This window comes from Microbacterium resistens NBRC 103078, assembly GCF_001552355.1.
GTDB lineage: Bacteria > Actinomycetota > Actinomycetes > Actinomycetales > Microbacteriaceae > Microbacterium > Microbacterium resistens.
The window spans coordinates 1-22,063 of the sequence record NZ_BCRA01000018.1 but is presented as its reverse complement, the minus strand read 5'-3'; the positions used below and the strand labels follow the sequence as shown (position 1 = coordinate 22,063).

Sequence of the window (22,063 nt, the reverse complement as noted above, 5' to 3'; positions counted from 1 at the left end):
TTCCTTCTTATCGGAACGGATGATTCCGTTCCGATTAACGTACGCCCTCCCCCGCCGGATCGCTACCCTGAGAACGTGGACCCTGAGATTCGACCCGACCGCGGACGGGCGAAGGAGGCGCGCGCGAACGACCGCGCCGTGCTGGAGGCGGCGCGCGACGTGTTCGCCGAGCGGGGCTTCGACGCGCCCACGTCGGAGATCGCCGCGCGCGCCGGCGTCGGCGTCGCGTCCGTGTACCGCAGGTACGGATCGAAGGACGAGCTCGTCCACGCGCTGCGACTGCTCGCGCTGGAGGACGTGACCCGCATCGCGACGGAGGTCGCGGAGGAGGAGACGGAGTCCGCCGTCGCGCGATTCCTCACCCGGCATCTCGAGGAGGCGTCGAGCCCCCTCGTCACCACCTTCGGCCGACGCCTGCCGACCACGCCCGAGATCGACCGTGCGGCGGAACGGCTGCGCGACGCGCTGGACCGGCTGATCGCCCAGGACCGTGAGCGCGGGCTCGTCCCGCCCGACTACACGGCCGGGGAGATCATGATGGCGGTCGCCCACCTGCGCCCGCACCTCGCGATCTCCCCGGAACGCGCCACCGCCCTGCATCTGCGGCAGCTCGACCTGTACCTCGCGGGCCTGCGTCAGCTGGCGCGGGGAGCGGCGACGCAGCGAGGAACGGCGCTCTCCTGGGAGGACTGGGTCGCTTTCAACAGCGAACAGGATGGGACCATCGGAGGATGACGCGGGAGGGCGGCCTCAATACGATGAGCGCCGTACCCTCCGGCGACGAAAGGCCCCGCGTGTCCGAGCCCCTCTCCGACCTCCTCGCCCGCCACGTCGCGGCCGGCACGGTGCCCGGCGCCGTCGGCGTCCTCGGTGACGGTCACCCCGTATCCGTCGGCCTCGACGCCCCTGAGGGCGCCCCGCTGCGCGCGGACGCGATCTTCCGCATCCAGTCCATGACCAAGGCCGTGACCGCCGTCGCCGCCCTGCGCCTGGTCCAGGAGGGCGCGCTCGCGCTCCACGAGCCCGTCGACACGTGGCTCCCGGAGCTGCGCGGCCTGCGCGCCCTCCCGCACCCCGATGCCCCGTTGGCCGAGGCCCGTCCCGCGAGCCGGCCGATCACCGTCCACCACCTGCTCACCCACACCTCCGGCTACGGGATGATGACGACGGACTCCCCGCTGCGGCGGGCGATGGTCGACACCGGGATGGAGGCCGGCCCCGAGCCCGTGACGCGCGGGGCGCAGGACTGGCTCGACACGCTGAGCACGCTCCCCCTCGCGTTCGACCCCGGGGAGGGATGGCGCTATCACCACTCGTTCGGCATCCTCGGCATCCTGCTCGGGCGCCTGGGACGCGGCTCCACCGAAGAGGTCCTGTCGACCACGGTCCTCTCCCCGTCCGGGATGGTCGACACCGGCTTCGCGGTGCGGCCGGGGCAGGAGCACCGCCTGGTCGCGGCCCTCCGGCGCGCGGAGGACGGATTCGTCGAGACGGAGCCCGCGGGCGCGGGGTTCTCGGTCGCCCCGCCGTTCGACGTCAGTCATTCCGAGCTCGTGTCGACCGTCTCCGACTACCGCGCGTTCCTGCGCGCTCTCCTGGACGGGCGCCTGATCGATGCGGACCTGCTCGCAGAACTGAGGCGCGATCAGGTCCCGCCGTCGGCCAAGGCGCCGGACAGCTTCTTCCCCGGGTTCTGGGAGGGCACGGGATGGGGCTATGGCGTCTCGATCGTGACGGAGGGGGAACACCGAGGGCGCTTCGGCTGGTCCGGCGGGCTCGGGACGGACTTCTTCGCCGACCCGGACGGCACCGTCTGCGTCGTCATGGCGCAGGTCGATATGGACGAGCGTGTCCTCGGGATGCTCGGCGACCTCCAGGGCGCCACGGCGGACTGAAGCGTCCCCCGCGAGCGCGGCGAAAGCTCATCCCGTCACCGCAGGCGCTCCGTGTCCCCCTCGGATCCCTGCGGCCGCCGGGCACGGGAACGGACCGCGAGCAGCGCGGCGCCGATCACCGCCCCGCTTCGCCGCGATCAGGACCGGATCGTCGTGATGCGCTCCGTGATGACGTCGTCCACCCGCTTCCGGTCCCGCGGGTACACCGCGTAGAGCACGGTGAGCACGGCCGCGTTGACGATCATCATGATGACGAGGATCCAGAGGAACACCGCCTGGAGGCTGAAGGCGTCGGCGAGGATCCCGGCCACGAAGGTGAACGCGGCCCACCCGATCACCTCGAAGATGGTCAGATAGATCACGAAGCCCTGGCCTCGGAGCTCCGGCCGCATGACCGACATGAGGATGGGTCGGTTGATGCCGGGGTTCAGCCCCTGCGTCATCCCCATGAGCCCCCAGAACACGACGTAGTAGCCGATGGAGGTCACGTCGAACTGCGTGGCGAAGAAGGCGACCACCGCGAACAGGACCTGGGCCAGCTGCAGGAACGCGACGCGCCCCTGCGAGCCGACGCGGCGATCGAGCGCCGAGACCACGAAGCCGCCGCCGACCGTCCCGAGGAAGTAGCCGATCCCGAACGGCAGCGCCACGATCGCGGCCACGGCGTTGTCGAACCCGCGCTCGGTGACGAGGAACTGGATGCCGAACACCGCGATCAGGAGGTGACCGGACAGCAGCCTCGAGAGCATCATGACGCTGAACGTCGGGATCTTGAACAGGGTGACGGAGTCCTTCAGCCGGGGGCGTTCGTACGCGATCCGGCTCGCCGCCTCGCCGTAGTCCGCCCCGCCGACGGCGGGCTCGCGGAACAGCACCAGCACGAGCAGCCCCGAGACCACGAGCAGCGCGCCGACCCCGAAGAATCCCCACCGCCAGCCGGAGTCCCAGAGCGAGAGCAGGCCCACGAGCGGGCCGATGAACGATCCGAGGATCGCGGAGAAGCCGTAGAGGATCCCGGTCGCACGCCCCCGGGACTGGTCGTCGAAGCTGTCGGCGATGACGGCGTTCGTGATCGGGGTGAGACCGATCACGGCGCCGGCTTGGAGCGTCTGCAGCAGGAGGAGGACGACGAAGTTCTCCGCGAATCCCGAGGCGAAGGCGAGCAGGCCGCTCAGCACGGTGCTGACCACGATCGCCTGGCGGCGACTGGTGCGGTTCGCGTACCAGACCCACAGCGGCCCGAACGGGACGCCGACCAGACGGCCCAGGGTGGACAGGATGCCCAGCTCGGAGTTGCCGAGGTTCAGGCTCTTGGCGATGGCGGGGAACAGCGTGGTGGTCAGACTGCCCTCCCCGCTCTCGACGACGGTGACGCCGACGAGCGTGGACAGATTGCGCCAGCGACCCCGCACCCCTCCCTTCACGGGGACGGTCGGTACCTGCTCGGCGGCGGCCGGGAGTGACGTATTCATGCGATTCCTTCGTCGTTGAAGCGAACGGGTCTCGGGCGCGGATCGGGTGGAGCAGTCCGAGCAACCCATGACACAAGTGGAGTGGTGTCGATATTCCACTTATGGGATGCTTCTGTCAAGCACGACGTCGCGAATCGACACGTCGGAGTGGATTTGACAAGCTGATTCCACTTGTGGAATGGTCATCGCACCTGACTCGACGACGAGAGAACGGACCCACCTCCATGAAGCTCGAGCACCTGCTCCTCGGACTCATCGCCCGCGGCCCCTCGACCGGCTACGAGATCATGAAGTACCTGGACACGCACGGGCGGTTCCTCCGCTCGAACACCACGATGAGCCAGGTGTACCGGTCCCTGTCGCGGATGGCCGAGCGCGGCTGGGTCGCGTTCTCCGTGGACGAGCGGCCCGGCGCGCAGGACGCGAAGGTCTACCGCCTCACCCCCGAGGGGCGCACCGTCTTCATCGGCTGGCTGCGCAGTCCGTACGCGCCGCCGAGCCGCTTCCAGGACCCGGACTTCGGCGCACGGCTCAGTCTCGGCATCGGCCTCATGTCGAAGGAGGACGTCCTGGAGCTGATCGAGACGGAGCTGAACGCCCGGTATGCCCAGCGCGTCAAGTACCGGTTCCGCGACCGCCGGCTCGGACCGCTGCCCGAGGGCGCGGACGAGCCGTTCGCCCGCGCGCTCTCCGACCGGCTCCACTACAACGGCGCCCGCGATCTGGACGACTACATCCGCACGCTCGAGAGCCTGCGCTCGGACATCCTCGACGACGCGCTCGAACGCACCAACGCCGAGCTCGCCCGGACGATCGTGATCCCGGACGACGCCGCGGCCGCCACGATCCAGGGAGCGGACCGATGAGGGCGATCATGGTCATGTTCGACAGCATGAACCGGCATATGCTGCCGCCCTACGGCTCGGACGAGATCCACGCGCCGAACTTCACCCGGCTGGCCGAGCGGACCGTCACGTTCGACAACTTCTACGCCGGGTCGATGCCGTGCATGCCCGCCCGGCGCGAGATCCACACCGGTCGGTACAACTTCCTGCACCGCTCCTGGGGTCCTTTGGAGCCCTGGGACGACTCCATGCCGGAGATGCTGGGACGAGCCGGGATCCACACCCACCTCGCGAGCGACCATCCGCACTACTGGGAGGACGGTGGCGCGACCTACCACCCGCGCTACACGACCTGGGAGTTCTTCCGCGGTCAGGAGGGCGACCCGTGGAAGGGGCACGCCGCGAAGCCCGGCGAGGCGCCGGAGACCGGCTTCAAGGGCGCCATCCGCCGGCAGGACGCGATCAACCGCGGCTACCTGCGGCGCGAGGCGGAGCATCCGCAGACACGGACCTTCGACGCGGGACTGGAGTTCCTGTCCACGAACGCGGACGCCGACAACTGGTTCCTGCAGATCGAGTGCTTCGATCCTCACGAGCCCTTCTTCACCTACGAGGAGTACCGTCGCCTCTACCCGCACGAGTACGACGGTCCGGAGTTCGACTGGCCGCCGTACGCCAAGGTGACCGAGGAGGAGTCGAAGGTCGAGCACGCGCGATACGAGTACAAGGCGCTCGCGTCGATGTGCGACCGTTCGCTCGGCCGCGTCCTGGACTTCATGGACGAGCACGACATGTGGGAGGACACCCTCCTCCTCGTGAACACCGACCACGGATTCCTTCTCGGCGAGCACGGCTGGTGGGCGAAGAGCGTCCAGCCCTGGTTCAACGAGCTCGTGCGGCTCCCGGCGTTCCTCTGGGACCCGAGGACGGGCGACGCCGGCCGCCGCCACCGCGGGCTCGTGCAGACGATCGACATCGCGCCGACGCTGCTCGACTTCTTCGGCCTCGACCGCACCGACGACATGCTCGGGATCCCGATGCGCGCCGACGGACGGGGGCCCACGCCCGAGGGATCCCCGTCGCGCGAGGCCGCGCTGTTCGGCATCCACGGCGGGCACGTGAACGTCACAGACGGCCGCTACGTGTACATGCGCGCCTGTGCGACGCCGGAGAACGCCCCTCTGGAGGAGTACACGCTCATGCCCACGCACATGCGCGGGCGCTTCGCGCCGGCGGAGTTCGCGGGCGCCGAGCTCGCCGAGCCGTTCTCGTTCACGAAGGGCGTCCGCCCGCTGCGACTCACGGGGCGCGCGATGATGAACCCGTACCTGTTCGGGACGCTCCTGTTCGATCTGGAGGCGGATCCGCGTCAGGAGCATCCGCTCGACGACCCGGACGTCGAGCTGCGGATGCTGCGCCTGCTCGCACGGCTGCTGCGCGAGAACGAGGCTCCTGCGTCGCAGTACGAGCGGCTCGGGATCCCGGTGGACGCAGAGCCGGGGCCGGAGCACCTGCTCGTCGCCGCGCAGCGCCATCTCGCCACCGAGGCCGCCGCACCCCTGACGCCGCTGGACGCGTTCCCCTCCGGCGACTTCGGGCTCGGCACCTCGGTGCACGAACTCCTCGCCCACGCGCCGACGCGCGAGGTCGTCGCCGCGCACCTGCCGATGCTCCTGCACTCGGAGATGCTGGGGATGCTCGGCGACACGAGCCTCCATCAGCTCGCCGCGGTGATCCCGCTCGGACCGATGACGCTCGACCGTCTCGCCGCCGACCTCGCCCGGATCTGATCCCGGCACCACCGGTCGTTGAGCGAGCGCAGCGAGACGAAACGCGCCCAGCCGCGGGTCACCGCGTTTCGACTCGTCGCTGCGCTCCTCGCTCAACGGCCGGAAGCCGTTTCGGTCGTTGAGCGAGCGCAGCGAGACGAAACGCCCGCCGCGCGTCAGGCGGGCGGAGCGGTCGAAGCGCGCAGCTTGAGGGTCATCGGCAACGTCCGCGTGGTCGGCGCCGCTCCGGTGGCGATGCCGACCAGCTCGTCGACGGCCTGCCGCGCCAGCATCGTGGTCGGCTGGGCGACCGTCGTGAGCCGGGGCGTCAACCACTCCCCCACGGTGATCCCGTCGCAGCCGATCACCGACAGGGCCTCGGGAACGGCGATCCCCGCCTGACGGGCGGCCTCGAGCACGCCGATGGCGATGATGTCGCTGGCGCAGAACACCGCGGTCGGCTGCCGCCCCGCCGCGCTGAGGTGCGCGAACACGTTGCTGCCGAAGTCGGAGGTGAACGTCCCCCGCACGATCAGACGCTCGTCCGGTTCGATCCCGCGGTCCGCCAGGGCGGCGCGATACCCCGCCTCGCGCTGGTCCGCGGTGTGCAGTCCCCGCGGTCCGCCGAGGTGGGCGATCGCCGTGTGACCGAGGCCGATCAGGTGCGCGGTGGCCTGATACGCACCGCCGAAGCTGTCCGCGGTGACCTGCGCGACGTTCGTGCCGCGCGAGTTCACGTACTCGTCGAGCAGGACGACGGGCAGGTCCCCGCCGACCCGCCCCGTGAACGCCTCGTTGGTGCTGTGCATGCCGAGGTAGATGATCCCGCCCAGGTGCGGCAGCTGAGCGAGGCGTTCGACGCTCTTGCGCTCCCGGGCCGCCGAGGACCCGGTGAGCGAGGTGAGGACGTCGATCCCGTCCTCGACCGCGGCGTCGACGACGGCGTCCGCGAGGCTCGAGAAGTACGGATTGTCGAGCGAGGGCACGACGAGCCCGATCGTGCTGACCGTCGTCGTCCGTGCGGCAGCGGGATGACCGTTCTCCGCCAGCGCGCGATCGATCCTGCGGGCCGTCGCCGGGGCGACCTTGAGCTCGCCGCGTACGTATCGGGTCACCGTCGAGGTCGAGACGCCGACCTGCTGCGCTATCTGACTGAGCGACATCGCACGTTCCCCCTGGGCGAGTTGACACGACCGGACTCTCATCCTAGTTTGATGCGTGCGTTGCGCAACAGTGCGCAACGAATGAGCCGGACAGTGCGGAGACGCGCGAAGGAGTCGATGATGGTGAAGGTTCTGCTGGCGGGCGAGTCGTGGGTGAGCGCCACGATCGATCACAAGGGATACGACCCCTTCGCGCACACGCGCGTCGAGATCGGGTGCGCCCGTCTTCTCGAGGCGCTCACGGCAGAGGGGCTGGATGTCGTCCACCTGCGGTCGCACGACGTCGCCGAGCGCTTCCCGCAGACCACGGAGCAGCTCGCTGAGTATGATGCCGTCCTCCTGTCGGACATCGGCTCGAACTCGCTCCTCCTCCACCCCGACACGTTCAGCCTGGGCCGGCCCACCCCGAACCGACTCACGCTGATCAAGGACTGGGTCCAGGGCGGCGGCGGGCTCATGATGGCCGGCGGCTACCTCAGCTTCCAGGGCTTCGAGGCGAAGGCGCGCTATCACGGGACCGCGGTCGAAGAGGTCCTCCCCGTCTCGCTGACGCCCTACGACGACCGGGTGGAGACTCCCGAGGGCGTGAGCGGCTCCGTGGTCGCTGAGCACGCGATCACCTCCGGGCTCGACCGCGACTGGCCGATCCTGCTCGGTTATCAGCGTGCACAGGCTCGTCCCGACGCCACGGTGCTCGCCGCCATCGGGGCCGACCCGCTGCTCGCGATCCGCACGGTCGGCGCTGGTCGCACACTCGCGTTCATGTCCGACGTGTCCCCGCACTGGGCTCCCGAGGAATTCATGTCCTGGGAGGGCTACGGCCCGTTGTTCGCCCGCTCTCTCCGCTGGCTGGCCGGCGAACTCGACTGACCTGCGGCTTCGCCGCGACAATAGGGAAAGACAGAAGAACATGATGACAACGACGTCGACCGCCCGCCCCGCGACCGCACGCTCCGCCTCGGTCGCCGTGCTGACCCTGGCGACCGTCTTCGCCGGCATGCTCGGCCCGCTCCAGGCCCTGGTGAACGGCCGCCTCGGCTCGGAGCTCGGCGACGGGCACGCCGCGGCACTGATCTCCTTCGGGACGGGTCTCGTCCTGATGCTCGTGGTGGTGTTCGCCCGCGAGAAGACACGACGCGCGTTCCTCGCACTGCCCGGCCAGCTCGTGCGAGGGGAGCTTCCGCGATGGAACTTCTTCGCAGGCCTGTGCGGCGCGGTGATCGTGCTGTCCGAGGGGGTGACCGTCGGGTTCCTCGGCGTCGCCGTCTTCCAGACCTCGCTCATCTCCGGTCTCGTGATCTCCGGAGTGCTCTGCGATCGCCTCGGCATCGGCGTGCGGATCAAGCAGGCCGTCACGGCCCAGCGTGCGATCGGCGCCGTCCTGGCGATCGCTGCCACCCTTCTCGTCGTCTCCCCGAGCTGGTCCGCCCCGCACATGATCGCGCTGGCGATCATGCCCTTCGTCGGCGGCCTCCTCGCCGGCTGGCAGCCCGCAGGGAACTCCGAGATCGGTCGCCTCTCGGGCTCGATGCTCGTCTCGATCACCTGGAACTTCCTCATCGGGTTCGTGGCGCTGGGCATCGTCTACCTCGTCCGGATGGCCGCCACCGGCGCGCACTTCGCGCTCCCGGACACATGGTGGATGTACCTCGGCGGCCCCCTCGGGCTGCTCTCGATCGCGCTGATGGCGCTTCTCGTGCGGGGACTGGGACTCCTGCTCCTCGGCCTCGCCTCCACCGCCGGTCAGCTGATCGGGTCCATCCTCATCGAGGTCGCCGTCCCCTCGCACGGCGTCACGCTCCATGCCGTGACGGTGATCGGCGCACTCGTCGCCCTCGCCGCCGCCGCGATCGCGATGATCCCCTCGCGTCGCGCGGTGGTGCCCGAACCGGAACCATCGGGGCGAAACGATGCCTGACGTCCAGACCGTGCTCGGACCGGTCGCCGCGACGGACCTCGGCATCGTCCTCCCCCACGAGCACCTCTTCAACGATCTGTCGGCCGTCCTCGCGCCGGCGGCGTATCCGTCGACCCGCGCGCTCGCTGCGCAGGACGTCGCGCCCGAGTGGCAGTTCCTCCTCCGCGAGGACCCCTACTGCTGCCCGGACAACCTCGCGGCCAAGCCGATCGACGACGTCGTGATCGAGGTCGCCGAGTTTCGGCGCCGCGGCGGAGGAACCATCGTGGATGCGACGGGGAGTCCCGCGATCGGACGCGACCCGGACGGGCTCGCCGCCGTCGCGAGGGCGACCGGCGCGAACGTCGTCATGAGCACCGGCACGTACCTGCAGAAGCTCGAGGGCGAACGCCTTACGGCGCGCTCCGTCGACGCCCAGGTCGCCGACATCCTCCACGACCTCACGGAGGGCATCCGATCCGGTCGGATCCGCGCGGGCGTCATCGGCGAGGTCGGCGTCTCCCCCGAGTTCACGTCCGCCGAGCGCGCCGCCCTTCGTGCCGCCGGGCTCGCGCAGCGCGAGGTCCCGCACGTGCCGATGAACATCCACATGCCCGGGTGGCAGCGCCGGGGACACGAGGTTCTCGATGTCCTCACCGACGAGCTCGGCGTGGCACCGGACCGGATCGCCCTCGCCCACAGCGACCCGTCCGGATCGGATCCGGACTATCAGCGCGCGCTCCTGGATCGGGGCGTGATCCTGGAGTTCGACATGATCGGGCTGGACATCTCCTTCCCCGGCGAGGGCGCCTCTCCCTCGCCGCACGAGACGGCAGATGCCGTCGCCGCGCTGATCGCCGACGGCTACGGCGCGCAGCTGATGCTGTCACAGGATCTGTTCCTCAAGCAGATGTGGCGCCGCAACGGAGGCAACGGCCTCAGCTTCGTGGTCTCGGTCTTCGCCGATCTTCTTCGCGCGCGCGGCGTGGACGACGCCGCGCTGCACCGCCTGATGGTGGCGAATCCCGCCCGCTGGCTCAGCGGGGAGGATCTCGCCGCACCGTCCGCCGCATGACCGCCCTCCACCCCGGTCGTTGAGCGAGCGCGGCGAGACGAAACGCCCCCAACCGTGGGTCACCGCGTTTCGTCTCGTCGCTGCGCTCCTCGCTCAACGACCGGTCGTTGAGCGAGCGCAGCGAGACGAAACGCCCCGGCTCCCGGGATCGCGGGGAACCCCGTAGCCGACGCGCCCCGACGTGCCGCGTCCTTGCGCGGCCGCGCACGGCGACCCGACGCGAGGCGGATATCGTCCGTCGCATGACCCCGGATCGTCGATCGCCGCTCCCCCGGCGCGCAAGCTCCGCCCTGTCCGCCCTCGGGCTCGGCACGGCGTTGCTCGCCGGCTGCGGCTCCGTGCCCGGAAGCACGTCGGACGAGTCGATCGCCCCGGCCCAGGTACGCCCCGAGACGGCGCGGGCCTGGGTCGACGCGTGGAGCGAGAACGGCGGGGAGTCCCTCTCGTGGACCGCGTGCGAGGACGACGCCGACGCCGAGTGCGGGCGCCTCGCCGTTCCCCGGAACTGGGCTGATCCCGCCGACGCGACGATCGAGGTCCCGGTACGCCGCTATCCCTCGACGGAGGAGGAGGCTCCCACCCTCTTCGTCATCCAGGGCGGTCCCGGGGGCTCCGGCACCGAGCTCGTCCACGACACGGTTGAGCGTGTGCCGTCCCTGAGGGAAGGGTTCACGCTCGTCGGCTTCGATCCGCGTGGTGTCTGGGGCCTGCAGGGCGCAGACGCTCCCTTGGCCTGCCCGGCGTCCGCCGACGGCTGCACGCCGTCGGACGAGCTCGCCCGCTTCGCGAGCACCACGGACGTCGCGCTGGACCTCGAGGCCTTGCGCCGCACCCTCGGCGACACGCCGCTCGACGCGGTCGCCTACTCCTACGGCACCTACGTCGGCGGCGTCTACGCCACGCTCTTCCCGGCGCAGGCGCGACGGCTCGTACTCGACGGCGTCGCCCCGTCGATCGGTTTCACCGCGCTGGGGACGGAGCGCCAGTCCATCGCTTTCGAGGAGAGCCTGGACCGCTTCATCGACGCCTGCCTGGCCGGCGAGCTCGGCCCCTGCCCCGTGTCCGGCGACGCCGCTGCGGCGAAGGCTCAGCTCATCGAGCTGCGCAGCGCGCTGACGGCGCATCCGCAGCAGGTGCCGGTCGACGGCATCGAGATCACGCTCGACGGCGCCCGGATGACCGGGGAACTCCTCTCGGCGATGTATCAGTCACGGTCATCCTGGCTAGGTACGGTCACGTGGCTCTCGAAGGCGTTCGCTTCCGCTTCCCTGCCTGCGCCGCCGTCCGCAACGCCGGCGGACGGGGAGAGCGCCGCGCCCCGAGCGGCCGCACCCCGCGAGGAGGACGCCGGGGACACCGCGATCTCCGGCGGCTTCGCACACGCCGTCCTGTGCGCGATGCCGGAGGCGACCACTCCTCTGGATCGCGCAGACCTGGAACCGCTGCACGGCGATGACTACTTCTTCATCCGCGATTCGGCAAACGCCGCAGAAGATGCCGCGGAGGCGCTGACCTGCGAGACCGACCGCCCGGCGCATCTGGATCCGGAGATCGCCGCGTCCGGCTCCGGCCGCTTCCTCGTGACGTCGACGACGCAGGATCCCGCCACGCCGTTCACCGATGCCGCCACGCTCACAGACCAGCTCGACGCGGTCCTCCTCGGCGTCGAGGCCGACGGCCACACCTCCGTCCTCTCGCAGTCGACGTGCTCCACCGAGGCGGCGCTCGCGTACCTCATCCGCGGGGAGCTGCCCGCGGACGGGACCATCTGCACGGACCGCTGAGTCCCTCTTGACGCGCCCCGCACCGCGGTGGCTATAGTGCGGGTTACTGACGTCACAAATGCGTCAGGCATCTATGAGAGAGGTTCACCGTCATGGGACGACGACTCGAGGGCAAGGTCGCCCTCGTCACCGGGGGCGCATCCGGCATGGGCGCCGCACACGCACGCGCGATCGTCGCGGAGGGAGGCAGCGTGGCCATCGCGGATATCGCCGACGAGGCGGCGTCGGCGCTGGCCGAGGAGCTCGGACCGCGAGCGATCTCCCTCCACCTGGACGTGACAGACGCCGCTCAATGGAAGGACGCGGTCGCGGCGACGGAGTCCGCCTTCGGCTCCCTGAACGTCCTCGTCAACAACGCCGGGATCCTCACGGGAGCGCCGCTGGAGGAGACCACCGAGCAGTCCTGGGATGCCGTGATGGCGGTGAACGCGAAGAGCGTCTTCCTGGGGATGCGTGCCGCCCTGCCCGCGCTCAAGCGGGCGACGCCCGCATCGATCATCAACATCTCCTCGGTCGCCGGCCTCGAGGGGATCGCGGGCATGCACGCCTACACCGCCAGCAAGTTCGCCGTGCGCGGCGTCACGAAGTCGGCCGCGCTCGAACTGGCGGGGCAGGGCGTGCGGGTCAACTCGGTGCATCCCGGGAACATCCGCACCCCGATGACGGCGGCGATGCTGACAGCGGACGACGAGGACACCAATCTCCTGACCCGCGCGGCGGATCCCGCAGAGGTGTCCGCGGTCGTCGTCTTCCTCGCCAGCGACGAGTCCTCGTTCGCGACCGGTGCGGAGTTCGTGATCGACGGCGGCATCAGTGCCGGGAAGGTATACGGCTGAGACGCCCGCGACGCGAAGCGGGCCCCGGAGAGGAGCGCCATGGAAGACCTCACGACGATACTGATCGGATTCGGCGGACTCAGCGTGGTCGCGTGCCTGGTCCTCAGCCTCGTGGAATTCGCCACCGTCCGCATCATCCGAGCTCCGCAGCGGCGCACATTCACGTACATCAGGCTCGCCGAAACGCAGTTCCAGACCATTGTGGCTCCCGCGATGGGCGCGCTCCTCTCCGGCCTTTTCATCAGCATCTCCGCGTCCTTCTTCTATGAGGGTTTCACCCGGGAGACGGAGGACTGGCGGCAAGCGGCCGGCGGGCTGACGTTCATCGCGGGGGCCGTCGCGCTTGCGCTGACCCTTCGCTCCGCCCTCAAGGGGGTGGGCGAGCCGGCAGCACTCGCGAAGGATCCCTTCACCATCCGCGCTGCCGCCGACGAGTACGTCACTCAACCTCGCGAAGCGCTCTTGACGCCGCAGGTCCTGACGACGCAACTCGCGGAATGGGCGGCGCAGATCCCGGCGCGGTCCCTCAACGTGTCGGCCGATGTCGAGTCACATCGTCTGACCGAGGCGCTGGATCGCGCCGCGGACGCGACCGGCGTCCGGTCGATCTGGCCCTCGTTCCGCGTGTATGTGGCCGCGCTTTCGCGGTTTCCGTTCCGCTTCGGATGGCCGACGCTGGGGCTGACGGTGTTCTGCATCGGGGTCCTGTGGTACGCCTTCGCCTTCGCAGACTTCGAGACCCGGAATCCGTGGGCGCCCCTCCTCACCAGCGCCATCATGATCGGGATCGGCGCGCTCGTCACGGCCCTCTACGGTGTCGCACGCGGTAACCGCGCACGTCTCTGGCATCGCGTCAATCGCCGCGCGCTCATCGACGCACGCGACGCGATCCGGCAGGCCGAGCAGGCCCGAGCGGTGGTCGTCGAGGAGGATGCGCGGATGCAACGGGTCCTGACGAGGGCCGACGATTACCTCCGCCAGCACACCTCCGGTTCCGCGCCCGGCGGAAAGAGGACGGTCCTGCGCCTTCGCGTCGGACGCCTGGATCTGGAGCTCTCCTGGCACTGACCGCACGGCCGATGGTCGAGACACCCGGCCAGCGCCCGCCGCCCTCGTCGGGCCGCGGGGCGGCGTCGCTCTGCCCAGACAGACCCGGCGGCGGGATCCTGTGCGATCCCGCCGCCGGGCGACCGTGAGTCGGAATGCCGACTCAGTCGCGGGCCCGGTTCTTCGTGATGAGCCCCCAGACGAACGAGAAGACGAGGGCGCCGATGACCGCGATGAAGAAGGAGCCCCACGACCAGGGGTCGCTGAACACCGCGCCGATGCCCTTGCCGCCGATCAGGCCGAACAGGAGGCCGCCGGCGAACGCGCCGATCAGGCCGAGGAGAAGGGTGCTGAACCAGCCGCCCTCCTGCTTGCCGGGCAGAATGAGCTTCGCCAGTGCGCCGGCGAGAAGGCCGACGATGATCCATCCGATGACAACCATGCTGAACTCCTTCATACGAGAGACACGTTGCCGTGCTCTCGACATTGTTCCCATACGAAGGCCGCTTCACCAGAGGGGTTGGCCGGAGGCCTCCGGACTGGTATGGGAGGCTCATCGCCCCGGCACGCACGACGCGTCAGCGTCCGCTCGACCACCCTCCCCTCGGATCCCCGACGAGGCGGAGGGCGCGTAGCCGCGGCATGACCTCGTCGCACAGCAGCTCGACGGAACGCCAGGATCCCACCGGGAACGCGATGAAGCCGTCGAGGGCACCGGCGTCGGCGCGGGCCGCGATCGCCGCCACGGCGTCGTCCGGCGTCCCCACGACCGACCAGTGCGGCCCGGTGCGCCGCCACCCCAGGGACGGAGGATAGGTCGCCTGTTCGATCGCAGCCGCTTCCGCCCGGGTGTCGGCCAGCAGAAGCGACAGCCCCGGGAGCAGCAGCGGCGGTTCCTCCCGGCCGGCGTCCGCCGCAGCGGCCCTGATCGCGGCCCGCTGCTGCGTGCCCGCGTCGGCCTCGATCGCGGAGGCGAACATCGCGTCGGCGCGTCGCCCGGCCAGGGACACCGTCGCCGCGCCCCCGCCCGCGACCATGAGCGGCAGGCGTCCCGGGGTCGGCGCCGGGAGCGGCAGCGGACCCGCCACCCGGAAGTTCTCCCCCGCGTGGTCGCTGCGACGCACCCTCTCGACGTCCACGAACACGCCCGCTCCCCGGTCGACACGCATCGCGGCGGCGGGGAAGCCGGCGCGCAGGGACTCGACGACGTCGACGAGCTCCTCGGCCCGGCGCCAGCGCGCCGACGAGTCCGGCAGCCGATCGACCGAGAACTGCTCGTCCCCCGAGCGCGACGTCACCACGTTCCATCCGACGCGCCCCGGAGCCAGGTGCTCCAGCGACGCGAGCTGCCGGGCGACCGGATACGGTTCGGTGAACGTGGCCGACACCGTCACCACCAGCCCGATCCGCCGGGTCGCCCCGGCCAACTGCGCGGCCTGCACCAGGGGATCCAGGCCCAGATGGGCGGGATCGCGCCCGATCGTTCCCATCGGCAGTGTGAGCGCATCCGGCCGGAAGGCCAGATCGAACCCGGCGCTCTCGGCGCGGACGACCGCGTCGACGATCGGGCCTCCGGACAGGATCTCCTCGGCCCGCGAGTCCTCCCGTCGCCATGCCTGTCCCCGCAGCCAGGTCGGGGCGATCGAGAACCCGGTCGTCAGCGTCATGCGACCACCTCGTCGCCGACGGGCGCCAGCGGCGCGATCGGGACGATCATCGGCGTGCCCGTGACCGGGTGCCGCTGGACCAGTGCCTCCAGCCCGAAGGCCACGGCGATCAGCTCGGCCGTCATCACCGCCTCCGGTGCGCCGGTGGCCAGCACCCGCCCCTCGCGCATGACCACGAGATGGTCGGCATAGCGGCAGGCCTGATCGAGATCGTGCAGCACGAGCACGACCGTGCGCCCCTCTTCCCGGTTGAGACGCCGACACAGCTCCAGGACCTCCAGCTGATGGGCGACGTCCAGGTACGTCGTCGGTTCGTCGAGCAGCATCACCGGGGTCTCCTGCGCCAGGAGCATCGCGATCCAGGCGCGTTGCCGCTGTCCGCCCGAGAGCTCGTCGACGGATCTGCCGGCAAGGGGCGCCACTCCGGTCGACCGCATCGCGCGGTTCACCGCGTCCGCGTCCTCCGGCGACCACTGCTGGAGCAGCCGCTGGTGCGGGTACCGGCCGCGGGCGACGAGCTCGGCGACCGTCACCCCGCCGGGAGCGGTCGCCGCCTGCGGAAGGAACCCGACCCGGCGCGCGAGAGCCTTCGGCCCCAGGGAGCGGACGTCCTCGCCGCCCAGCAGAACCCGCCCCGACGCCGGGGCGAGCAGACGAGCCAGCCCCCGCAGCAGCGTCGACTTCCCGCAGGCGTTCGCTCCCAGGATCACGGTGATCCGCCCCTCGGGAAGCGTCGCATGCAGGTCCTCCAGGATCGTGCGGTCGTCATACCGCAGCGTCAGCCCCTCCGCGACGAGCGTGTCCGGCATCAGCGCCACCCCTTTCCTTCGGTCGAGCCTCGGCTCGGCAACAGCAGCCACAACAGGTACAGTCCTCCCACCACGCCGGTCATCCTGCCCACGGGGACGGCGAAGGTCACCGGGAGCAGTTGGGTCACGAGATCGGCGACGACCAGCAGCGCCGCCCCCATCGCCGCGGCGCCGACGATCGGAGGGGCGTCGGCGCGCAGCAGTCGCCGCACCAGCTGCGGTGCCGCCAGCGCCACGAACGCGATCGGTCCGACCGCGGCCGTCGCGAGCGCCGCCAGTGCCACCGCGCACGCCACGAGCAGGAGCCGGGTGCGCTCGACCCGCACCCCCAGCTGCTGCGCGATGTCGTCGCCGAGCTCCATCAGACCCGCCCGGCGGGACAGCACGAGCACGAGGGGGATCACGATGGCGACTCCGGCGAGGACCGGCAGCGCGTGGCTCCACTGGCGCGCGTCCAGCGAGCCGGACAGCCAGAGGTTGGCCTGGCTCGATGCGTCGATGGTGCCGCGCACCAGCAGCAGGCCGTTGACGGCCGAGGCGATCGCGCCGACGCCGATGCCGACGAGGATGAGCTGGCGCCCCGCGATCCCTCCCCCGCGCCGGGCCAGGAGGAGCACCGTCCCCGCCGTGACGAGTCCGCCGAGGATGGTGCCGAGCGCCACCTGCGTCGGCTGCGCGCCGAAGAGGACGATCTGGACGAGGGCGCCGGTGGCGGCTCCCGTGGTGAATCCGATCACGTCCGGAGATCCGAGCGCGTTTCGGGCGAGCGACTGGAAGACGGATCCGGACACGCCCAGCGCCGCCCCCGCGCCGATCGCGCTCAGCACCCGCGGCAGACGCACCCCCTGGACGGCGCGGATCGCGGTCGGGTCGTCGGCGATGCCCAGCACGGCGCCGGGAACGGCGTGCAGCGGCACCGGCAGGCTGCCGACCGTCATCGCGACGGCTCCCGCGATCAGCGCGACAACGGTGAGCACGACCGTGACCGCGATCGTCCGGGGCCGCACGAGGAGGGCGAGGCGTCCCATCCGCAGCACCCGCCGGCCGCCCGGCGCGTCCGTGGCCGTCACGCGGGTCACAGCGGTGCCAGTCGACGACGGCGGACGAGAGCGACGAAGAACGGGCCGCCGAGGATCGCGACCATGATGCCGACTCCCACCTCGCCCGGGGGTGCGACCACGCGCCCCAGCACGTCCGCGACGAGGACGAGAGCGGCACCCAGCGCCATCGCGGTCGGCAGCATCCGACGGTGATCGGAGCCGACCATCAGCCGCGCCACGTGAGGCGCGGTGAGTCCGACGAACGCGATCGGGCCGGCGGCCGCGGTGGCGCCTCCGGCGAGGACGACGACCGCGAGCCCCGCCACGGCCCAGACGACGGCGGGACGCACACCCAGTGCGCGCGCGGTCTCGGGGCCGAGGGAGGCCGCGTCCAGCGCACGAGAGAGCAGGAGCGCGAGGGTCAGTCCGATCCCGATCAGCAGCGCCGCGGGCGGGAGCACGTCCCCGTCGCGGCCGGCGAGGGACCCGACCGCCCACGCGCGATACCGGTCGAAGACCAGGTCGTCGCCGTTCACGATCACGATCTGCGCCAAGGCGCCGAGGACGACGGAGAGGGCCGCCCCGGCGAGGACGAGGCGCACCGGATCCGATCCCCGGCGCACGCCGCCCAGGAGCATGACGAGCCCGCCGGCGACCGCGGCCCCGATGAGGGCGGCCCCGAAGTAGGCGATCGGAGCGACGATCCCGGCCACGGCGACCGCCACGGCGACCGCGACCGCCGCCCCCGCGTTCACGCCGAGGAGGCCCGGCTCCGCGAGGGGATTGCGGGTGAGCGACTGCATCACGACCCCCGCGGCCCCGAGCGCCGCGCCTACGAGGAGCGCGAGCGCAGCCCTCGGTAGACGGCGGTTCCTCAGGAGCAGGTGCGCGTCGTCGGACGGGTCGTAGGCCAGCACCGCGTCCCACAGGTCGGCGGGGGCGAGCATGCGCGTGCCGACGATCGCGCTGGTCACGACGAGGGCGGCGACGACGACGGTGGTGCCGCCGAGGACGAGGAGCAGACGCCCGCGGCCGATGCGCGGCGGAGCGTCCGGCGCCTCGACGGGCGTCGAGGTGGTGTCGATCATGATGGTCCCCGATCGACCGGCCGCGCTCCCCCGCGCGGCCGGTCGAACCGTCTCAGGAGAACAGGTCCTTGATGTGCTCGACGATCTCGGTCGAGCTGTAGAGGTCCATCCGGAACGAGTTCACTCCCAGGCCGTACACCTGTCCCGCCGCGACGGAGGGGAGGTTCGCAAGTACCGGATCCTGAGCGAATCCCTGGGCCTTCTCGTCGTCGGCGGACAGGATGAACGTCGTCTCGCTGGTCAGCTGCAGCAGGTTCTCGTACGTCGCCCACACGAAGTCCGCGCGCTCCTGTGCCTGCGTATGCCACGCGGGGTCCGGGTCCTCGACCGTGAAGCCGAGCGCCTCCAGCAGGTTCGCGTGGGACCCGCCGACGCGGGCGATCGGGTTTTCCTGACCGGGCCCGTTGAAGGAGATGACGTCGGCGGTGCCCTTCGGAACGGTGATCGCGCCGGCCGTCTCGCGCACCAGGGCGTCGAAGTCGGAGATCGTCTTCTCCGCCTGCGCCTCGAGCCCGGTCGCCTCGCCGAGCTCGACCGCCAGATCCTGCCAGGTCTGCGCTCCGTAGTCCACGACGATCGTCGGCGCGATCGACTGCAGGTCGGCGACCTGATCCGTCAGGGCATCCCGTCCGCTGGTGGCGACCACGATCAGATCGGGCTCGTTCGCCATGACCGCCTCGAGATCGAACTCCCCGACGCTCCAGAGGTTGGTCACGTCCCGCTCGTCGGCGATGTCGGCCCACTGGTCGAACCAGACGCCGCCCACCTGCGACCCGCTGGCCACGACCGGGGCGTCGATCGCCAGCAGGGTCCCGGTCACGGAGACCGCGGTCGACAGGATCCGCTCGGGCTGCTCCGGGATCTCGGTGGTCGTGCCGTCGGCGTTCTCGAAGACACGAGGCCACTCGGCGGCCGCCGTGGTCGCGGCGGCCTCCTCGGCGGCGGGCTTCTCGGCGGCGCCGGCGCAGCCGACGAGAGCGAGGGCGCTCGCCACGCCGAGGCCAATCAGGGCGGTCGCGCGGCGGCGCGCGGATGCGTAGATGGTCATGATTCCTTCCCTGGCCCCGGGCCGGTGGCCGTGGGGCAGTCGTCCGCGGGTGCGGGTGCGTGCGTCGACGTCGGCGCGGAGCTCGGGCGCTCCTCGATCGAGATTAGGATTGCCTTACCTCAGTCATTGCACCCAGATCGGCGCATCCTTGTCCTCTCCCCCTCCGTTCGACCCCCGGCGCATCCCCTCCTCGTCGACACGCGCCGAGATCCGCGCCGGTGCGCCGGTGCTGGTGTGGGTGATCGCCGGGCGCATGACGGTGACGCTCGGCTCGTCGCGGTGGTCGCTCGGCCCGGGGCAGGCGCTGTGGATCCCAGGCGGGCACGGAGCTCTGCTGCGAGGGTCTGCCGACTCGGCGGCGCTGCCGATCCGGATCCGCGACGAGGACCGCGCGGCCGGCCCGTCGGCGCCGTTCGTCGCCTCCCCACCCTCAGACGCGGTCCCCCTGCTTCTCGCGGCCTTCACGCGCAGCCTCGGCGTGCTGCACGGCGGAGGGGTCCGCGCCGCGGCCCTCCTCGGCGGCATCGGGCATCCGGCGGCCGCGATCGCAACCCCGCCGATGCCGTCCTCGCCCGACCTGCGCCGCGTCGCGGAGGCGCTTCTGGCAGACCCCGCCCGCGCGCCGTCAGTCGTGGGCGTGGCACACGGGCTGGGTCACAGCGTCCTCGCGAGACGGTTCCGCGCCGAGACCGGCTGGACCCCGGTGCGGTGGCGCACCCGGCACGTGCTCGGCCGCGCTGCCGAGGGGCTCCGCGCCGGTCGCGGAGTCTCGGGCGTCGCCGCCGACGCCGGGTACGGCAGCCCCCAGGCGTTCGCCCGCGCGTTCCGCCGGGAGTGGGGCGTGGCGCCGTCGACCCTCGCAAGCGGGGAGACGATGACGACGGCCGCCGGTGGTCACCGAGGCGACGAGCTCGGTCCGCAGTGCAACGGGTACCACATCGTGGTCTGGGTCGCCGCGGGCGACGCCGTCCTCGGGATCGAGGGACAGGCGATCACGCTGCGCGCCGGCGATCTGGCCTGTCTCCCGGCAGGGACCTCGACGGGGTTCCGCGCCGGCCCCGAGGCGGCCGTGCTTCCGCTGGGCTGGCTTCCCGGCGGCATGGACGTCCCGGCCGGGCTCATCGCGCAGGCGGACGACGAGCTGCGCACCCCGCTGCTGCGCCTCGCCGCCTGGGCGTACGCGGGCGTCGAGCCCGTCAGCGGGGGCGACCCGCGCACCGCGCTGCAGGGGATCCTCGGCCTCCGGGAGCCCGACGGCGTGCGCGGCTCCGTCGCCGACGCCGTCTACGTGCTCCTGGAACGCTTGGCGGAGCACCCCGAGGACGGGCGATCATCGGCGGAGCTCGCGGCCCAGTCCGCGCTGACGCCGGCGGAGCTGCGCGATGCCGTGGAGGCGCTCACCGGCACGACGCTGGCGACCTGGCGCGCACGCACACGGATGACCTGGGCCCGACGGCTGCTGCGCGACGGCCTGCATCCGTCCCAGGTCGCGCGACGCGTCGGATACGCCGATGCCGCCGCCTTCAGCCGAGCCTTCCGCCGCGCCCACGGCCATTCCCCGAGCCGATTCCTCGCGGCCCAGTCCCACCGCACGCCGTGAGGCCGATCCGGGCGCGGAGCACCCGTGGCGCCCACCCTTGACCGTAACGTCGTGGACAATCTGGAGCGGCAGCGAGAGCTACGGCGGGAGCGTGACCGGCTACTGAACGTCCCGAACTGCCCGCGCTATCTGCACCAGATGAAACCAGCGGAGCTTGACGAGGAGCCTGTCTGGCGCTGCGCCGAGTGCGGCACCACGGCTGAGCGGTAGCTGGCTGGGAGAATGCTGCTGATGACTCTCACGCTCGCACCGCTGCTGCTCGACGCAGGCATCGACGTTGCTGATGCAATCGCGATCCGCCACGCCTACGCAACAGAGCCCGATGGTATCCACGCTGACTCCACCGACGACCAGATCCTCGCCTATACGCGGACGCAATCAGCTTCAACGGCGAAGTTCCTGGCCGATCCTCCGAAGTATTGGGTGGTGTTCATCAGGGAAGGCGGGGCCGAGGCCCGCCTGTGGTCGGTCGTGGAGAACCGGGGCGAGCTTTGGAACGACGGCACCCGCCGGATGTTCGACATGGTGAGAACCGACCACATGGTCGAGCTTCGGAATCGACTTGTGATCGGCTGGCGTCCCCCGCGTAGATGGTGGATGCGAGCGGCGACCGCCGCGACCTACCCCGTCACCGGTATCGCGGACGCGGAGCCGATTCCGTTCCCTGGATTCGACCGCCTCGTGCTGAATTACGCGCAGCTCCAGGCGGTGATGCGCGAACCCCGGTACGCCTCGTGGGGCACGGCGCTGGCGTCCGTGCGGGGCATCTATCTGATCACTGACACGCGCGACGGTCGCCACTACGTCGGCAAGGCGGACGGCCTGGAGACCATCCGCCAACGCTGGAGCGCCTACGCAGCCAACGGACACGGTGGCAACGTCGAGCTAAAGGGACTCGACCCGAGCACGTTCCGCTACTCGCTGCTCCGTGTCTTCGACCCGTCGACACCGACCGCTGAGATCAACATCGCGGAGAGTCACTACAAGCTGGCGCTCGACAGCCGAGTCCCCCACGGGCTCAACAGGAA

20 protein-coding genes are annotated in these 22,063 nt (G+C 71.0%); 12 read left to right on the top strand and 8 right to left on the bottom strand.

The genetic code is table 11. The annotated features are described in order from the left end of the window. Positions 1-75: 75 nt before the first annotated feature. Together MR1_RS04220 and MR1_RS04215 are read left to right on the top strand one after the other, a co-directional pair. Positions 76-735 carry a TetR/AcrR family transcriptional regulator gene (locus tag MR1_RS04220; RefSeq protein WP_067243433.1) on the top strand — a complete coding sequence of 220 codons (660 nt, stop codon included), beginning with the start codon at positions 76-78 and terminating at the stop codon, positions 733-735. A 59-nt stretch (positions 736-794) separates the two neighbouring features. Beyond that, a complete protein-coding gene (locus MR1_RS04215; protein WP_255218089.1) occupies positions 795-1,895 on the top strand; it encodes a serine hydrolase domain-containing protein in 1,101 nt (366 codons plus the stop codon). 137 nt (positions 1,896-2,032) lie between these two features. On the opposite strand, the gene MR1_RS04210 is transcribed toward MR1_RS04215, so the two are convergent. Continuing rightward, positions 2,033-3,367, bottom strand: a complete 1,335-nt coding sequence (locus MR1_RS04210) for an MFS transporter (RefSeq protein WP_169797649.1) — start codon at positions 3,365-3,367, stop codon at positions 2,033-2,035. A gap of 224 nt (positions 3,368-3,591) precedes the next feature. On the opposite strand from MR1_RS04210, the gene MR1_RS04205 reads away from it, so the two are divergent. Together MR1_RS04205 and MR1_RS04200 are read left to right on the top strand one after the other, a co-directional pair. After that, positions 3,592-4,233, top strand: coding sequence for a PadR family transcriptional regulator (locus tag MR1_RS04205; RefSeq protein ID WP_084344363.1), 642 nt, complete (start codon positions 3,592-3,594; stop codon positions 4,231-4,233). An 8-nt stretch (positions 4,234-4,241) separates the two neighbouring features. Next, on the top strand, positions 4,242-6,002 hold the full coding sequence (locus tag MR1_RS04200; RefSeq protein ID WP_255218088.1) for a sulfatase: 1,761 nt from the start codon (positions 4,242-4,244) through the stop codon (positions 6,000-6,002). A gap of 155 nt (positions 6,003-6,157) precedes the next feature. Here the strand turns inward: MR1_RS04200 and MR1_RS04195 are convergent, their stop codons facing one another. Then, positions 6,158-7,144, bottom strand: coding sequence for a substrate-binding domain-containing protein (locus MR1_RS04195; RefSeq protein ID WP_067243430.1), 987 nt, complete (start codon positions 7,142-7,144; stop codon positions 6,158-6,160). Positions 7,145-7,264: 120 nt separating this feature from the next. Between MR1_RS04195 and MR1_RS04190 the strand changes: the two genes are divergently transcribed. The 6 genes from MR1_RS04190 to MR1_RS04165 all read left to right on the top strand — a co-directional run bounded on the left by MR1_RS04190 (position 7,265) and on the right by MR1_RS04165 (position 13,804). Continuing rightward, complete coding sequence (locus tag MR1_RS04190; protein ID WP_067243429.1) at positions 7,265-8,014, top strand: glutamine amidotransferase; 750 nt, start codon at positions 7,265-7,267, stop codon at positions 8,012-8,014. A 43-nt stretch (positions 8,015-8,057) separates the two neighbouring features. Then, entirely contained in the window at positions 8,058-9,062 is a 1,005-nt protein-coding gene (locus MR1_RS04185) for a DMT family transporter (RefSeq protein ID WP_067243428.1), read from the top strand. Further along, positions 9,055-10,116, top strand: coding sequence for a phosphotriesterase family protein (locus tag MR1_RS04180; RefSeq protein WP_067243427.1), 1,062 nt, complete (start codon positions 9,055-9,057; stop codon positions 10,114-10,116). Before MR1_RS04185 ends, MR1_RS04180 begins: the two co-directional genes overlap by 8 nt. Positions 10,117-10,358: 242 nt before the next feature. Further along, on the top strand, positions 10,359-11,900 hold the full coding sequence (locus MR1_RS04175) for an alpha/beta fold hydrolase (RefSeq protein WP_067243426.1): 1,542 nt from the start codon (positions 10,359-10,361) through the stop codon (positions 11,898-11,900). 92 nt (positions 11,901-11,992) lie between these two features. Next, on the top strand, positions 11,993-12,736 hold the full coding sequence (locus MR1_RS04170) for a glucose 1-dehydrogenase (protein WP_067243425.1): 744 nt from the start codon (positions 11,993-11,995) through the stop codon (positions 12,734-12,736). A 39-nt stretch (positions 12,737-12,775) separates the two neighbouring features. Further along, the gene (locus MR1_RS04165) at positions 12,776-13,804 is read left to right on the top strand and encodes a hypothetical protein (protein WP_067243424.1); all 1,029 of its coding nucleotides are present in this window, start codon (positions 12,776-12,778) and stop codon (positions 13,802-13,804) included. 142 nt (positions 13,805-13,946) lie between these two features. Here MR1_RS04165 and MR1_RS04160 read toward each other — a convergent pair whose 3' ends face one another. The 6 genes from MR1_RS04160 to fepB all read right to left on the bottom strand — a co-directional run bounded on the left by MR1_RS04160 (position 13,947) and on the right by fepB (position 19,435). Next, positions 13,947-14,225 (bottom strand): GlsB/YeaQ/YmgE family stress response membrane protein, encoded by a 279-nt coding sequence (locus MR1_RS04160; RefSeq protein WP_217996176.1) that lies wholly within the window; start codon positions 14,223-14,225, stop codon positions 13,947-13,949. 136 nt (positions 14,226-14,361) lie between these two features. Continuing rightward, positions 14,362-15,450 (bottom strand): LLM class flavin-dependent oxidoreductase, encoded by a 1,089-nt coding sequence (locus MR1_RS04155; protein ID WP_067243422.1) that lies wholly within the window; start codon positions 15,448-15,450, stop codon positions 14,362-14,364. Further along, positions 15,447-16,259 carry an ABC transporter ATP-binding protein gene (locus MR1_RS04150; protein ID WP_067243443.1) on the bottom strand — a complete coding sequence of 271 codons (813 nt, stop codon included), beginning with the start codon at positions 16,257-16,259 and terminating at the stop codon, positions 15,447-15,449. Before MR1_RS04150 ends, MR1_RS04155 begins: the two co-directional genes overlap by 4 nt. Next, positions 16,259-17,338, bottom strand: a complete 1,080-nt coding sequence (locus MR1_RS04145; protein ID WP_255218086.1) for a FecCD family ABC transporter permease — start codon at positions 17,336-17,338, stop codon at positions 16,259-16,261. The genes MR1_RS04150 and MR1_RS04145 overlap by 1 nt, the downstream gene beginning before the upstream one ends. Continuing rightward, positions 17,335-18,387, bottom strand: coding sequence for a FecCD family ABC transporter permease (locus MR1_RS04140; protein WP_084344362.1), 1,053 nt, complete (start codon positions 18,385-18,387; stop codon positions 17,335-17,337). Before MR1_RS04140 ends, MR1_RS04145 begins: the two co-directional genes overlap by 4 nt. A 52-nt stretch (positions 18,388-18,439) precedes the next feature. Next, positions 18,440-19,435 carry a Fe2+-enterobactin ABC transporter substrate-binding protein gene (gene fepB, locus MR1_RS04135; protein ID WP_067243421.1) on the bottom strand — a complete coding sequence of 332 codons (996 nt, stop codon included), beginning with the start codon at positions 19,433-19,435 and terminating at the stop codon, positions 18,440-18,442. Positions 19,436-19,583: 148 nt separating this feature from the next. Between fepB and MR1_RS04130 the strand changes: the two genes are divergently transcribed. Together MR1_RS04130 and MR1_RS04125 are read left to right on the top strand one after the other, a co-directional pair. After that, the gene (locus MR1_RS04130; RefSeq protein WP_169797648.1) at positions 19,584-21,035 is read left to right on the top strand and encodes a helix-turn-helix domain-containing protein; all 1,452 of its coding nucleotides are present in this window, start codon (positions 19,584-19,586) and stop codon (positions 21,033-21,035) included. 231 nt (positions 21,036-21,266) lie between these two features. Further along, positions 21,267-22,063, top strand: a 797-nt coding sequence (locus MR1_RS04125; protein WP_067243440.1) for a GIY-YIG nuclease family protein, incomplete at its 3' end; no start/stop codon positions are given.